Annotated in this window: 13 protein-coding genes; 11 read left to right on the top strand and 2 right to left on the bottom strand. The window is 73.2% G+C overall.

Going from position 1 to position 13,165, the window contains the following annotated elements; translation table 11 throughout:
• Positions 1-60: 60 nt before the first annotated feature.
• From JXZ78_RS31310 to JXZ78_RS40455, 7 genes are all read left to right on the top strand, one after another.
• Positions 61-1,248, top strand: coding sequence for a TadA family conjugal transfer-associated ATPase (locus JXZ78_RS31310; RefSeq protein WP_078624505.1), 1,188 nt, complete (start codon positions 61-63; stop codon positions 1,246-1,248).
• Positions 1,245-2,255, top strand: coding sequence for a type II secretion system F family protein (locus JXZ78_RS31305; RefSeq protein ID WP_238783488.1), 1,011 nt, complete (start codon positions 1,245-1,247; stop codon positions 2,253-2,255). Before JXZ78_RS31310 ends, JXZ78_RS31305 begins: the two co-directional genes overlap by 4 nt.
• A 268-nt stretch (positions 2,256-2,523) precedes the next feature.
• Positions 2,524-3,084, top strand: a complete 561-nt coding sequence (locus JXZ78_RS31300) for a type II secretion system F family protein (protein WP_308281069.1) — start codon at positions 2,524-2,526, stop codon at positions 3,082-3,084.
• A gap of 73 nt (positions 3,085-3,157) precedes the next feature.
• Positions 3,158-3,364 carry a DUF4244 domain-containing protein gene (locus JXZ78_RS31295; protein WP_033038917.1) on the top strand — a complete coding sequence of 69 codons (207 nt, stop codon included), beginning with the start codon at positions 3,158-3,160 and terminating at the stop codon, positions 3,362-3,364.
• A gap of 52 nt (positions 3,365-3,416) precedes the next feature.
• The gene (locus JXZ78_RS31290) at positions 3,417-3,740 is read left to right on the top strand and encodes a TadE family type IV pilus minor pilin (protein ID WP_030022538.1); all 324 of its coding nucleotides are present in this window, start codon (positions 3,417-3,419) and stop codon (positions 3,738-3,740) included.
• A 22-nt stretch (positions 3,741-3,762) separates the two neighbouring features.
• On the top strand, positions 3,763-4,110 hold the full coding sequence (locus tag JXZ78_RS31285) for an Rv3654c family TadE-like protein (RefSeq protein WP_238783487.1): 348 nt from the start codon (positions 3,763-3,765) through the stop codon (positions 4,108-4,110).
• Positions 4,111-4,264: 154 nt separating this feature from the next.
• A complete protein-coding gene (locus JXZ78_RS40455; RefSeq protein ID WP_078624499.1) occupies positions 4,265-4,651 on the top strand; it encodes a cupin domain-containing protein in 387 nt (128 codons plus the stop codon).
• Between the two features lie 99 nt (positions 4,652-4,750).
• Here JXZ78_RS40455 and JXZ78_RS31275 read toward each other — a convergent pair whose 3' ends face one another.
• Positions 4,751-5,020, bottom strand: a complete 270-nt coding sequence (locus tag JXZ78_RS31275) for a hypothetical protein (RefSeq protein WP_050502305.1) — start codon at positions 5,018-5,020, stop codon at positions 4,751-4,753.
• Between the two features lie 228 nt (positions 5,021-5,248).
• A complete protein-coding gene (sftH, locus tag JXZ78_RS31270) occupies positions 5,249-7,696 on the bottom strand; it encodes a DEAD/DEAH box helicase (protein ID WP_078624123.1) in 2,448 nt (815 codons plus the stop codon).
• A gap of 55 nt (positions 7,697-7,751) precedes the next feature.
• Between sftH and bldG the strand changes: the two genes are divergently transcribed.
• The 4 genes from bldG (at position 7,752) to JXZ78_RS31250 (ending at position 12,901) form a co-directional block, all read left to right on the top strand.
• Positions 7,752-8,093, top strand: a complete 342-nt coding sequence (bldG, locus tag JXZ78_RS31265) for an anti-sigma factor antagonist BldG (RefSeq protein WP_004571875.1) — start codon at positions 7,752-7,754, stop codon at positions 8,091-8,093.
• 108 nt (positions 8,094-8,201) lie between these two features.
• The gene (locus JXZ78_RS31260) at positions 8,202-8,675 is read left to right on the top strand and encodes an ATP-binding protein (RefSeq protein WP_030019292.1); all 474 of its coding nucleotides are present in this window, start codon (positions 8,202-8,204) and stop codon (positions 8,673-8,675) included.
• Between the two features lie 1,043 nt (positions 8,676-9,718).
• Positions 9,719-12,115: a sodium-translocating pyrophosphatase gene (locus JXZ78_RS31255; RefSeq protein WP_030019291.1), complete on the top strand. Its 2,397-nt coding sequence runs from the start codon at positions 9,719-9,721 to the stop codon at positions 12,113-12,115.
• Between the two features lie 204 nt (positions 12,116-12,319).
• The gene (locus tag JXZ78_RS31250; protein WP_238783246.1) at positions 12,320-12,901 is read left to right on the top strand and encodes a small secreted protein; all 582 of its coding nucleotides are present in this window, start codon (positions 12,320-12,322) and stop codon (positions 12,899-12,901) included.
• The last annotated feature ends 264 nt before the right edge of the window (positions 12,902-13,165 follow it).

Below are 13,165 nucleotides of genomic sequence, written 5' to 3'. Positions count from 1 at the left end.
GGGCTACGGGGGACCGGGCCGCAGGCGTTCGGGCTGCGGGCGTCCGATGGGCAGCCTGGCATCGAGGCTTCTGCCGGAGTCCGTACGGGCATCGGTGCCGGGCTGCTGGAGGCGGTGCGCGGACGGCTGGCCCAGGCGGGTGCCGAGCCGACGCCCGCGCGGGTCGCGCTGGCGCTGCGCGCCGAGGGCCGCCTGCTCGGCGACGCGGAGGTGCTGGGCGTCGTCTCGGCGCTGCGGTCGGAGCTGGTCGGCACCGGCCCCCTCGAACCGCTCGTCGCCGCACCGGAGGTGACCGACGTCCTGGTCAGCGCGCCGGACGAGGTGTGGGTGGACCGCGGCGGCGGTCTGGAGCGCACCTCGGTGCGCTTCGCCGACGAGGCCGCGGTGCGCCGCCTCGCCCAGCGGCTGGCCTCGGTGGCCGGACGGCGGCTGGACGACGCCCACCCCTGGGTGGACGCCCGGCTGCCCGACGGCACCCGCCTGCACGCCGTACTGCCTCCGGTGGCGGTCGCGGGCACCTGCCTGTCACTGCGCGTCCTGCGCCCCCGCGCCTTCACCCTCGCGGAACTGGTCGCGGCGGGCACGGTGCCACCGGACGGCGACCGCCTGCTGCGGGCCGTGCTGGACGCCCGGCTCTCCTTCCTCATCAGCGGTGGGACCGGCTCCGGGAAGACCACTTTGCTCAGCTCGTTGCTGGGCCTGGCCGGCCCGGCCGAACGCCTCGTACTGGCCGAGGACTCCGCGGAACTGAGACCGGACCACCCCCACGTCGTACGGCTGGAGACCCGGCCCGCGAACCAGGAAGGCGTCGGCCGGGTCACCCTGCGGGACCTGGTGCGGCAGGCGCTGCGGATGCGGCCGGACCGGCTGGTGGTCGGCGAGGTGCGCGGCGCCGAGGTCACGGACCTGCTGGCGGCACTGAACACCGGTCACGAGGGCGGCTGCGGCACGGTTCACGCGAATGCCCCCGGCGACGTCCCGGCGCGCCTGGAAGCCCTCGGCTCGACGGCCGGGCTCGACCGGGCGGCTCTGCACAGCCAGGTGGCGGCCGCGCTGTCGGTGCTGCTGCATCTCGTACGGGACCGGGACGGCCGACGGCGGCTCGCCAGGGTGGACGTCCTGGAGCGGGACCGGGACGGCTTCGTGGTGACCGTACCGGCGGCGGTGTGGAGACCGGACGGCTTCCAAGAGGCGTCGGGATGGCCGCGGTTGACGGAACTGTGCGAACGGGGGAGGGGTGCGGGATGAGTGACGTCGGTATGGCGACGGTGCCGGTCTGTGCGGCCGTGCTGTGCGCGGGACTGGCGGTCTGGATGTCCGGCGGGCGGAGCGGAGACGTACGACGGGCGCGCCTGTTGTTGGTGGACGGGGAGGCGGCGAGCCCGGAGGAGCGGGGCCGCGAACTGGGCCATGACAAGGATGAGTTCACGCCTCGCCGGATGCTGCAACGGGTGACGCATTGGGTCACGTGGGCCGCGTACCGGGCCTCCAGGTTGGGTGGTGGAAGGCGGAACGCCTGCCGGGGTCCCCGGCGGAGCGACGGGGGCAGCCAGGGCGGGGCCATGCGCTTCCCGCGGGAGCTGTGGTGTCTGCCGGCCGGCGTCGCCCTCGGTGTGACGGCCGGTTCGATGGTGCCCGTGTTGGCCGCCGTGGTGGCGGCGGTCCCGGTGCGGCGATGGCTCCGGGCCCGCGAGCGGACGCGGGAGCGGGAGCGCCGGGGCGCGGCGGTGATCGAGCTGTGCGAAGCGGTGGCGGGCGAGCTGCGGGCCGGGCGGCAGCCGGGGCAGGCCCTGACGGCGGTCGGTGCCGCGGGCTTCGGCGAGGCGGGCGCGGCCGTCGAGGCGGCGGCCCGGTTCGGCGGGGACGTACCGGCGGCCCTCCGGGCGGCGGCGCGGCTGCCGGGCGCGGAGGGACTGGCCGGTGTGGCGGCGTGCTGGCAGGTCGCCGTCGACGGTGGGGCCGGGCCGGCCGCCGGGCTGGAACGGATCGCTACGGCCCTCCGGGCGGAACGCGACCGGCGCGACGACCTGCGCGCCCAGTTGGCGGGCCCGCGGGCGACCGCCCTGATGCTCGCGCTCCTTCCGGCCGGAGGGCTGGCGATGGGCAGCGCCCTCGGCGCCGACCCGCTCCGGGTGTTGCTGCACACCCCCGCCGGATGGGTGTGCCTGCTGGTCGGCGGCCTTCTGGAGTGGTGCGGCATCGCCTGGACGGCGCGGATCATCGCGGCCGCCGAAGGAGGCGGCCATGTCCGCTGATGTCGCGCAAGGAGACGCCCGAGAAGTTGTCCACACCCTGGGGATTGTTTTTCTGGTCCTGGCAACCGTGGTCGGCGCGTTGATCACGGCCGGGGAAGCGCGCGGCATACGGAGGGCCCGGCGACGGGTGGAGGCCGTCCTGGGTGACGCCGTACGGCACGGCAACGGCGCAGGGCGATGCCCGGTACCGAAGCCGAGGCGCGACCGAGGGCGTCGGTGGCCCGGGGCCGTCCGGGAACGGGCCGGACCCGCTGTGATCGCGGGTGCCGTGGCCATTCTCGTCGGCGGGGTGACCGGTGGCGTACTGGGACTCGCCGTGGCGTACGGAGTCGGGCGGTGGCGGCGCCGAACGCGGGCCCAGGCCGTACGGCGGGCGGCCGAGGACGGCCTGCGGGCGTCGCTGGCACCGGCCGCCGACCTCCTCGCGGCCTGCCTGGCGGCGGGCGCCGGGCCTCGGGAGTCCGCCGAGGCGGTGGGGCGGTCGCTCGGCGGGCCCGTCGGCGAGCAACTGTGGCGCGTGGCCGCGGAACTCCGGCTCGGCAGCGACCCCGCGACGGCATGGCGGCGATTCGGCGCGCTCCCCGGCGCCCGGGGCCTGGCCCGGTGCATGGAGCGGGCGGGCATGTCAGGGGTCCCGCCGGTGGAGGGCGTGTCCCGGATCGCGGCGGAGCTGCGAGCGCAGGAGTCCCGCTCGGCAGCCGAACGGGCCCGCCGGGCCGGAGTGCTGGTCACGATGCCGCTGGCGGCCTGCTTCCTGCCCGCCTTCCTGACGCTCGGCGTCGTACCGGTCCTGTACGGCCTGGCCGCGACGCTCACCCAGAACTCATGACAGCGCACGACCGACCCGAGCCGCACCGGCTCACGGACGACGGAAGCGATTTGCAGACCTCAAGGGGGACGAGATGTTCGTACGAAGGTGGCTGGAGCGACGCGTCGCGGCCCTACGGGAACGGGCCCGCGCCGACCGGGGCATGACCACGGCCGAGTACGCCCTGGGGACCCTGGCGGCGTGTGCGGCCGCGGCCGTGCTCTACAAGGTGCTGTCGGGCAGCGCGGTGGAGGCGGCGCTGCGCGCGGTGATCGGGAAGGCCCTCGGTGTCCAGGTCTGACGACGGTCACGGCCGTGACCGCAGCTGCGGCCTTTGTGGTGACCGGGGGTACGTGACGGCGGAAACAGCCCTGGTCATCCCGGCGTTGGTGCTGTTCACGGGGCTGCTCCTGTGGGGGCTGTCGGCTGCCTGCGCGCAGATCCAGTGCGTGGACGCGGCCCGCGCCGGGGCCCGGGCGGCAGCCCGGTCGGAACCGGCGGCGACCGTCGGCGCGGTGGCTCGCGGCGCGGCTCCGCAGGGCGCGCGGGTGGTGCTGGAGAGACGAGGCGACCAGGTGCGCGTACGGGTCGAGGCGGCGTCGCCCGGCGTCGGCCCGTTGACGCTGACGCTCCGAGGGGAGGCGACGGCACTTGCGGAGGAGACGGTGGGGCGATGAGGGATCGGCCACGGTGTGGGCGGTGTTCGCGGCGATCGCGCTGTGCACGGTGTTCGCGGTGGTGATCGCCATGGCTCAGGTGGTCGTGACACGTCATCGTGCGGGCGCGGCAGCGGATCTGTCGGCCCTGGCGGCGGCGGACACCGCACTCCGGGGCGCGTCGGCCGCCTGCCGAGCCGCCCGGGAGGTGGCCGCCGCGCAGGACGCTCACCTCGTGCGCTGCACGGTGCGGGGCGACATCGCGGACGTCACGGCCCGGGCCCGTACCGGACCGTTCGCCTCGGACATCCGCGCCCGCGCGGGCCCGCCGGCGGCAGCGGGCCGGGCCGCCGAGCCGATACCCGAACGGAGCGGCCCCGTACGGCAGTAGCGCCCGGCAGCAGCGGCCGGTGGCGACCCGGGAGGTTTTACCGAACGGTCGACCACCTGCCGCCCCGGCCCGGATAGCGTCCGGATCATCCATTGATCTTGATGACGAGCGGGCTCTTCGGGCGTGACCGGGGCGGTCCGCCGGAAGGGATGCCATGAAGGCGATCGACGTACGGGCAACGGCGGCCGCGCTGCCGGAAGCGTGGAGGTCCCGTGCCTTGGGGAAGGTGGGCGCGGCTCGCGTGAAGGTGCTGCGCATGGACGAGTTGCCGGGGGAGGAGGAAGCGCACGGGACGGCCGAGGCGCTGTTCGTGCTCGACGGGCGGCTGGAGCTGTCGGTGGGCGGCGCGGACGTCCCGGTGGGGCCGGGGGAGCTGTACCTGGTCCCGGCGGGCGCGCCCCACGCGGTCCGCGCGGGAAGCCACGGCACATTGATGATCGTCGAAGCGGAGGCGGAGGCGGAGGCGGAGGCGGAGGCCGAGGCCGAGGCGGAGTTGGAGGTGGAGACGGAGTTGGAGGCGGGGGTGGAGTTGGAAGCGTAGGCGGAGGAGGAGGCGGGGTGGGGTGGGGGTGGGGAGGGGGGAGGGGAAGCCAGACCCGGGCAACGACCTCCGCCCCCTCTACCCCCCCCCGATGGCCACCTAGTCATAGCCGTACACACGCAGCGGATCGAGATGCAGTTCGTGCGGGCCGACGCAGTCGGCCGCGAGAGTGGCGATGAGTGTCCCGCACGTACACGCCATGTTGCGGCCGCTCGTGCCCAACGGGCCGCAGCCTCCGTGGTGGCTGGCGGGGACGGCGGTCTGGCGGAGGTCGGGCGTGTCGTCCGGGTGGACGATCACCGAGTTCCGGGGGCCGGCGGAGACCATGCCGTCCATGCCGGGCGGCATGAGCAGGGCACGGTCGTCCATGACGCGTGCGCGCCGGGCCCGGGCGGCTCGAACGGGGCGCCCCACGGCTCGGGATCGGCCGCGTAGCGGCCCTGCGGCACGACGGAGGCGGCGAGTCCCGTCTTCCTGCCGCGGTCCTTGTCGTGCGTGGACACGTCGGGGACGGCAGGAAGCCGGCGCAGGCCCGGGGTGAGCGTGTGGCCGCGCTTGGCACAGAAGAAATCGGTCATCAGTCGATTTCGCGGGCGTTCAGGAGGCCGATTCGGGCGCGTTCTTCAGGAGTTCGGTCAGGAGGCGTACGGAGCCTCGCTTGTGGAGCGGGTCGTTGCCGTTGCCGCACTTGGGCGACTGGATGCAGGACGGGCAGCCGGCCTCGCACTCGCACGACGCGATGGCCTTGCGGGTGGCCGCCAGCCACTCCGGGGCGGTGTGGAAGGCGCGTTCGGCGAAGCCCGCGCCGCCCGGGTGGCCGTCGTAGACGAAGACGGTGGGAAGGAGGGTGTCGGGGTGCAGCGGGAGGGACACGCCGCCGATGTCCCAGCGGTCACAGGTGGCGAACAGCGGCAGCAGGCCGATCGAGGCGTGCTCGGCGGCGTGCAGGGCGCCGCCGAGCTGCTCGGGATTGACGCGGGCCGCGTCGAGCTGGTCCTCGGTGACGGTCCACCACACGGCCCGGGTCCGCAGCGTTCGGGGCGGCAGGTCCAGTTTCGTCTCGCCCAGCACCTCGCCCGTGATCAGCCGGCGGCGCAGGTAGGAGACGACCTGGTTGGTGACCTCCACCGAGCCGAAGCACAGGCGCGCGTCGCCCCACGGGACCTCCGTCTCGGTCTCCAGGACGGCGATGGCGGTGGTGTCGCGCGCGGTCGTCGAATACGGCGGGTTCGCCTCCTGGACGAGGGCGACGTCGTCCTCCAGGTCCAGGTGCTCGACCAGGTAGGTACGGCCCTGGTGGAGGTGGACGGCGCCGTCGTGGACGGTGGTGTGCGCGGCGGCGGCGTCCACCGTGCCCAGCAGCCGGCCGGTGCCCGCCTCCACGACCTGTACGGGCGAGCCGCCCTGCCCGCGGATGTCGGCGAGGTCGGCGGCCCGTTCGCGACGGGTCCAGTGCCACGCCTTGGCGCGGCGGCGCAGCAGCTTGCGGGCCTCCAGCGAGGGGAGGAGACCCGGGGCGGCGGGGCCGAACAGGGGGAAATCGTCCTCGGTGAGCGGGAGTTCCGCGGCGGCCGCACACAGGTGCGGGGCGAGCACGTACGGGTTGTCCGGGTCCAGCACGGTGGACTCGACGGGCTGGTCGAAGAGCGCTTCCGGATGGTGCACGAGGTAGGTGTCCAGCGGGTCGTCGCGGGCGACGAGGACGGCGAGCGCGCCCTGCCCGGCACGCCCCGCGCGACCGGCCTGCTGCCACAGGGAGGCGCGGGTGCCCGGGTAGCCGGCGATCAGTACGGCGTCCAGCCCGGAGACGTCCACGCCCAGCTCCAGGGCCGTGGTGGCGGCCAGACCGAGCAGGTCGCCGGTGTGCAGGGCGCGTTCCAGCGCCCGGCGCTCCTCGGGCAGATAGCCGCCCCGGTACGCGGCCACCCGCTGGGCCAGGGCCCGCGCGACCGTCCCCAGCCGCTCCTGTGCGATGAGGGCGATCAGCTCGGCGCCGCGCCGCGACCGTACGAAGGCCACGGTACGGACGTCCTGGAGGGCGAGGTCGGTCAGCAGGTCGGCGGTCTCGGCGGTGGCGGTACGGCGTACGGGGGCGCCCTGCTCGCCGTGCAGCTCCGTCAGTGGCGGCTCCCACAGCGCGAAGACCACCTCGCCGCGCGGCGAGGTGTCCTCCGTGACTTCGGCCACAGGAAGACCCGTCAGCCGCTCGGCTGACCGGGCCGGTTCGGCGGCGGTGGCCGAGGCCAGCAGGAAGACCGGTTCGGAGCCGTACCGGGCGCAGACACGCCGGAGGCGGCGTATGACCTGGGCCACGTGGGAGCCGAAGACGCCGCGGTAGCTGTGGCACTCGTCGATGACGACATAGCGCAGGGCGCGCAGGAAGGAGGACCAGCGGGGGTGGGCCGGGAGGATGCCCAGGTGGAGCATGTCGGGGTTGGTCAGGACGTAGTTGCCGTACTGGCGCACCCATTCGCGTTCCTCGACCGGCGTGTCGCCGTCGTACACGGCCGGCCGCACCGCGGTACCGAGCGGCGCGGCGAGTTCGCCGACGGCGCGCCGCTGATCGGCGGCGAGCGCCTTGGTGGGCGCGAGGTACAGCGCCGTGGCGCCGCGCCCGTTGGGGGCCTCGGAACCGTCCAGGAGCCCGGACAGCACCGGGACCAGGTAGGCGAGCGACTTACCGGACGCCGTACCGGTGGCGATGACCACCGATTCGCCCCGCAGGGCGTGCTCGGCGGTACGGGCCTGATGGGTCCACGGCCGGGCGATCCCGGCGGCTCGGGCGGCTTCCACCACCTCCGGACGGATCCGTGCGGGCCATTCCGCATGGCTGCCGATGCGCGGGGGCAAGTGCTCCGTATGAGTGATGCGCGTAGCGCGGGACGCCCCCTGGGTGAGACGGTCCAGGACCGTGCGCGGGGAGGGGCTGGTGCCCCCGTCCGGGGGCAGCTGATTGGAGGCCATCGGCATCGAGTGTGTCACCGGTGTGACGGACAATGCGCACAAGGCGTCGTGCACGCCTGCTGGTAAGTGATTGAATGCCATCGCGGCTGCCGATCCATGGGGGGCGACCGCTCGATAGCAAGGTGCTGGAGGATCCGTGGACCTGTCCCTGTCGACCCGGACCGTTGGCGACCGTACGGTCGTCGAGGTCGGTGGCGAGATTGATGTATACACCGCGCCCAAGCTGCGGGAGCAGCTGGTCGAGCTCGTGAACGACGGAAGCTACCACCTCGTGGTGGACATGGAGCGTGTCGACTTCCTGGACTCCACGGGGCTCGGCGTGCTGGTCGGCGGGCTCAAGCGGGTGCGTGCCCACGAGGGCTCGCTGCGCCTGGTCTGCAACCAGGAGCGCATTTTGAAGATCTTCCGTATCACCGGACTGACCAAGGTGTTCCCGATTCACACCTCGGTCGACGAAGCCGTCGCAGCGACCGACTGACGGCTCGCCGGTCCCCGCGCCGCGGCGCGGGGGTTGGAAGCAGTGGGGGGAACCGGGCTTGGCGGTCCGGCCCCCTGCGTTGCACGCCCGCATACCGAGGGGGATGGCATGGCCACCGTCGAACTCCGCTTCAGCGCCCTTCCCGAGCACGTCCGTACCGCGCGACTGGTCGCGGCTGCCGTGGCGCGGCGGGCCGGGGTGGACGAGGCCGTGCTGGACGAGGTTCGGCTCGCCGTCGGTGAGGCGTGCACCCGTGCGGTGGGGCTGCACCGCACCAACAACATCACGGCCCCGGTACGGGTCGCCCTGGTCGAGGACGAGAAGAAGTTCTCCATCGAGGTGGGCGACGAGGTCCCGGGGAGCCCGGCCGGTGCCGGGGCGGTGCCCGGCGTCCGCGGTCTGGACGGGGAGCCGCTGCCCGGCGGTCCCGTCTCGGACAACGGCGACGCGGCCGAGAGCGACGACGAGATGGGGCTCGCGGTCATCAGCGGGCTGGTCGACGACGTCGAGGTGACCTCCGGCGAGACCGGCGGCATCATCCGCATGAGCTGGCCGACGACTCCGGCGCCGGTGCTGCCGTAGGGCTGGTCCGCCATAGCGGCCGGCCTGCCGTAAGGGCTGGCTCTGCCGTCGGGTCGGCGTTCTCCCGCCGTACGGCTGCCCACGTGGCACGGTAACCCTCGCCGTAGCGCCTGCGGGCTGCTGCGGCGGACTGGCGGGCCGCTGCGACGAATCGCGGGCTCACGCCTCGCAGGCTCGGCGACCCCACCCGCACCGCAGGAAACCTGTCCCGCGCCCCCATGCGCCCTCTTTCACTCCCGCACGCCCCATTCGGCCGTACGCGCCCCGACTCTTTCGTGCGGCCGAATGAGGCTGCGTCCGCGCGGTGTGTGGCGCGCGGCGCGCCGCGGCCGGGGCCCACCATCCGGCCACTCGGGGGCCGGTCCCCCTCACCCTCCTCTTCAGGCCACATCCGCACGCTCGTGCCCAGCCGGCTCCCCGTACCCACCGGCCCCGTGCGCCCGGCTCCTCCGCCTCCCCACCCGGCCGTACCGGGCGTACGGTCCGCCGCCGTACCAGGGCCGCGTGGCCCCTACCGGAGTGCGTACTTCCGTGGCGGTACGGGCCGCCGACGCCGCCCGGCACTCACCGCCCCGGTACCGCCGCCCGGCCCCTCCGCGGTGCCACCAGCGCCCCGCAGGGCGGCCGGGCGTACCGGCGCCTCCCTGCGAGTCCCCGGGCGGAGCTCCGGACCGCCCGGAGCCCGCCACCCCGGCGGCGGTCCGGCCGGGCCGCGAGGCGCTCGTTCCCGGCGCCGTGAGCAGCGGCGTTAGGTAGGACTCTGAGATCATCATTCAGTTGTCAGCGAATTATTCACATTCATTCGTCCAGGCGAATTGTGATGACGCGGCCACGGCTCCGCTATTTTCGATCTTCGCCGCTTCTTCGCCTGATCTCTGTCCGGTCTCCGTCCGTTCTTCGAACGATCTCGGCCGCGACCGGCGAATTCCCTTTGAGGCGCCCTGTTTTGATCTGGTGCCGCTACCTACAATCCGTCCACAACTTTGCTCAGGACGCCTGAGCGTGCTTCCGCGCGCCCATGTGCCAAACGTCAAGGAGGACGAATGGCGGGGCCTTACACCCCTCAGTTGCTGGAACATCCCTCTTACCTGGCCGAGCCATCGCTGACGTCGGGCAACCGCGGCATGGTGCTGGTGATCGCCGTCGTGGCGCTCGCGGCACTGGCCGTCGCGGCGGTGCTGGTGCGGCAAGTGCTCGCCGCCGGTGAGGGAACCGACAGCATGAAGAAGATCGCCGCCGCCGTGCAGGAAGGCGCGAATGCCTATCTCGCCCGGCAGTTGCGCACCCTGGGCGTATTCGCCGTGGTGGTGTTCTTCCTGCTCATGCTGCTTCCCGCGGACAACTGGACGCAGCGCGCCGGGCGCAGCGTCTTCTTCTTGATCGGCGCCGGTTTCTCGGCCGCCACCGGCTATATCGGGATGTGGCTGGCGGTGCGCAGCAATGTGCGCGTCGCGGCCGCCGCACGGGAAGCCACGCCGGGCGAGGGCGAGGCGAAAAAGGATCTCACCGCCGTCTCGCACAAGGCCATGAAGATCGCTTTCCGTACGGGTGGCGTCGTCGGCATGTTCACCGTGGGGCTCGGCCTGCTCGGCGCGTCCTGCGTGGTGCTCGTCTACGCGGTCGACGCCCCCAAGGTCCTGGAGGGCTTCGGCCTCGGCGCCGCGCTGATCGCGATGTTCATGCGGGTCGGCGGCGGCATCTTCACCAAGGCCGCGGACGTCGGCGCCGACCTCGTCGGCAAGGTCGAGCAGGGCATCCCCGAGGACGACCCGCGCAACGCCGCGACCATCGCGGACAACGTGGGCGACAACGTCGGCGACTGCGCGGGCATGGCCGCCGACCTCTTCGAGTCGTACGCCGTGACGCTGGTCGCCGCCCTCATCCTGGGCATGGCCGCCTTCGGCGACTCGGGCCTGGCCTTCCCGCTGCTGGTCCCGGCCATCGGCGTGCTCACGGCCATGATCGGCATCTTCGTCGTGGCGCCCCGGCGCTCCGACCGCAGCGGCATGACCGCCATCAACCGCGGCTTCTTCATCTCCGCGGCCATCTCGCTGGTCCTGGTGGCGGTCGCGGTCTACACGTACCTGCCGTCCTCCTACGCCGACCTGTCCGGCGTCACGGACCCCGCGATCCTGGCCCGCGGCGGCGATCCGCGGATGCTGGCGCTGGTGGCGGTCGCCATCGGCATCGTGCTGGCCGCGCTCATCCAGCAGCTCACCGGCTACTTCACGGAGACCAGCCGGCGGCCTGTACGGGACATCGGCAAGACCTCCCTGACCGGCCCGGCGACGGTGGTGCTCTCCGGGATCTCCATCGGCCTGGAGTCCGCGGTCTACTCCGCGGTGCTGATCGGCCTGTCCGTGTACGGCGCGTTCCTGCTGGGCGGCACGTCCATCATGCTGGCGCTGTTCGCGGTGGCGCTGGCCGGCACCGGCCTGCTGACCACCGTCGGCGTCATCGTCGCGATGGACACCTTCGGCCCGGTCTCCGACAACGCCCAGGGCATCGCCGAGATGTCCGGTGACGTCACCGGCGACGGCGCGCAGGTCCTCACCGACCTGGACGCCGTCGGCAACACCACCAAGGCCATCACCAAGGGCATCGCCATCGCCACGGCCGTACTGGCCGCGGCCGCGCTGTTCGGCTCGTACCGCGACGCGATCGCCACCGCCGTACGGGATGTCGGCGACGCCGCCCGGGGCATGGGCCTGAGCCTGGACATCTCGCAGCCGAACAACCTGGTCGGCCTGGTGCTGGGCGCCTCCGTCGTCTTCCTCTTCTCGGGGCTGGCGATCAACGCGGTGTCCCGGTCGGCCGGCTCGGTCGTCTTCGAGGTGCGGCGGCAGTTCCGCGAGAAGCCCGGGATCATGGACTACACCGAGCAGCCCGAGTACGGGCGTGTCGTGGACATCTGCACCAAGGACGCGCTGCGCGAGCTGGCCACGCCCGGCCTGCTGGCGGTGCTCACCCCGATCGCCGTCGGCTTCTCGCTCGGCGTCGGCGCGCTCGGCTCGTTCCTCGCGGGCGCCATCGGTACCGGCACCCTGATGGCGGTCTTCCTCGCCAACTCGGGCGGCGCCTGGGACAACGCGAAGAAGCTGGTCGAGGACGGCCACCACGGCGGCAAGGGCAGCGAGGCGCACGCCGCGACCGTCATCGGCGACACGGTCGGCGACCCGTTCAAGGACACCGCGGGTCCCGCGATCAACCCGCTGCTGAAGGTCATGAACCTGGTCGCGCTGCTGATCGCACCGGCCGTCGTGAAGTTCAGCTACGGCGCGGACAAGAGCATCGGCGTACGGATCGTGGCCTCCGGTGTGGCCATCGCCGTCATCGTCGTCGCGGTGTACGTCTCCAAGCGCCGCGGCATCGCGGTGGGTGACGAAGACAACAACTCGGGGAAGGTGGCGCAGACCGCCGACCCGGCGGTGGTCTCCTAGCGGGCGGGGCGTTCGCGCCGCTCAACGGGCGGGCGGAGGGCGTGCTTTGAGCACGCCCTCCGCCCGCGCTGCTGTGCGCCCGGCCGCGTCACAGGGCTTGGTGCAAATGGCTGCAATGAGGGGCGCACGGACCGACCGGCTCATGGCCGGGGGCCTTCGGACGTGTATGTTCCGGGGCCGAGAGCCATGGAAGGGACCGATCCGGTGAAGAAGAAGCTTGTGGCCGCGCTGTCCGGCGGCGCGGCACTGATGCTCGCGCTGACCGGCTGCAGCGACGACGGTGACAATAAGCTCGACGCCTGGGCCAAGAAGTTCTGCGACCCCGCCCAGGCCCAGTTCAAGAAGATCCAGGACGCCAACACGTCCATGCAGACGGCCGACAGCGGCGGCACCGACTCCAAGAAGGTCCAGGAGGCCGACTCCAAGGCGTTCCAGCAGATCTCCGACGCCTACGCGTCGCTGGCGAAGTCGCTCGACCAGGCCGGCGCGCCGCCCGCCGAGGGCGGCGAGGAGTCCCAGAAGAACGCGGTCAAGGAGCTCAACGACCTCTCCAAGGGCTACGCCGACCTCAAGAAGCAGGTCGACGGCCTGGACACCGGGGACAAGGGCAAGTTCGCGGACGGTCTGCGGTCGCTGTCCGACGGCATCAACAAGCTCAACAAGAAGAGCGAGCAGGCGTTCAGCAAGCTGGAGTCCGGCGACGTCAAGAAGGCGATGGCGGGGCAGCCCGGCTGCCAGAACCAGAAGGCGACCGAGGGCGGCGGGTCGGCGGCGCCGAAGAAGTAGCCGCGGAAGCGGCCGAGGGGGCGCGGCGGGCGCCGCACGGCCACCGTCCGCGCCCACGAGCGCGCCGGGCACGTCCGACACGCCGTCAGGCGCGTCGTTCCGTGTCCGACACGCCGTCAGGCGGTCCGGCCCGGTCCGCGTCGACACGCCGTCGGTCCCGTGGGCCCGTGCCCGCCCCGCGCCGCCACACGGCCGACACGCCGTCCGCGCACACCGTCGGCCGCGCCCGCCCCGCCGCCCGCGCCCGCCGCGCCCCGGTGGCCG

Source organism: Streptomyces monomycini (assembly GCF_022271435.1).
GTDB classification, from domain to species: Bacteria; Actinomycetota; Actinomycetes; order Streptomycetales; family Streptomycetaceae; genus Streptomyces; species Streptomyces monomycini.
This window is presented reverse-complemented; position numbering and strand designations above follow the sequence as displayed.

Excerpts from the sequence above, each read along its gene's own strand:
- JXZ78_RS31305 (WP_238783488.1), top strand. The coding sequence starts at position 1,245 with ATGAGTGACGTCGGTATGGCGACGGTGCCGGTCTGTGCGGCCGTGCTG.
- JXZ78_RS31295 (WP_033038917.1), top strand. The coding sequence starts at position 3,158 with ATGTTCGTACGAAGGTGGCTGGAGCGACGCGTCGCGGCCCTACGGGAA.
- JXZ78_RS40455 (WP_078624499.1), top strand. The coding sequence starts at position 4,265 with ATGAAGGCGATCGACGTACGGGCAACGGCGGCCGCGCTGCCGGAAGCG.
- JXZ78_RS31275 (WP_050502305.1), bottom strand. The coding sequence starts at position 5,020 with ATGGACGACCGTGCCCTGCTCATGCCGCCCGGCATGGACGGCATGGTC.
- sftH (WP_078624123.1), bottom strand. The coding sequence starts at position 7,696 with ATGGCATTCAATCACTTACCAGCAGGCGTGCACGACGCCTTGTGCGCA.
- JXZ78_RS31260 (WP_030019292.1), top strand. The coding sequence starts at position 8,202 with ATGGCCACCGTCGAACTCCGCTTCAGCGCCCTTCCCGAGCACGTCCGT.
- JXZ78_RS31255 (WP_030019291.1), top strand. The coding sequence starts at position 9,719 with ATGGCGGGGCCTTACACCCCTCAGTTGCTGGAACATCCCTCTTACCTG.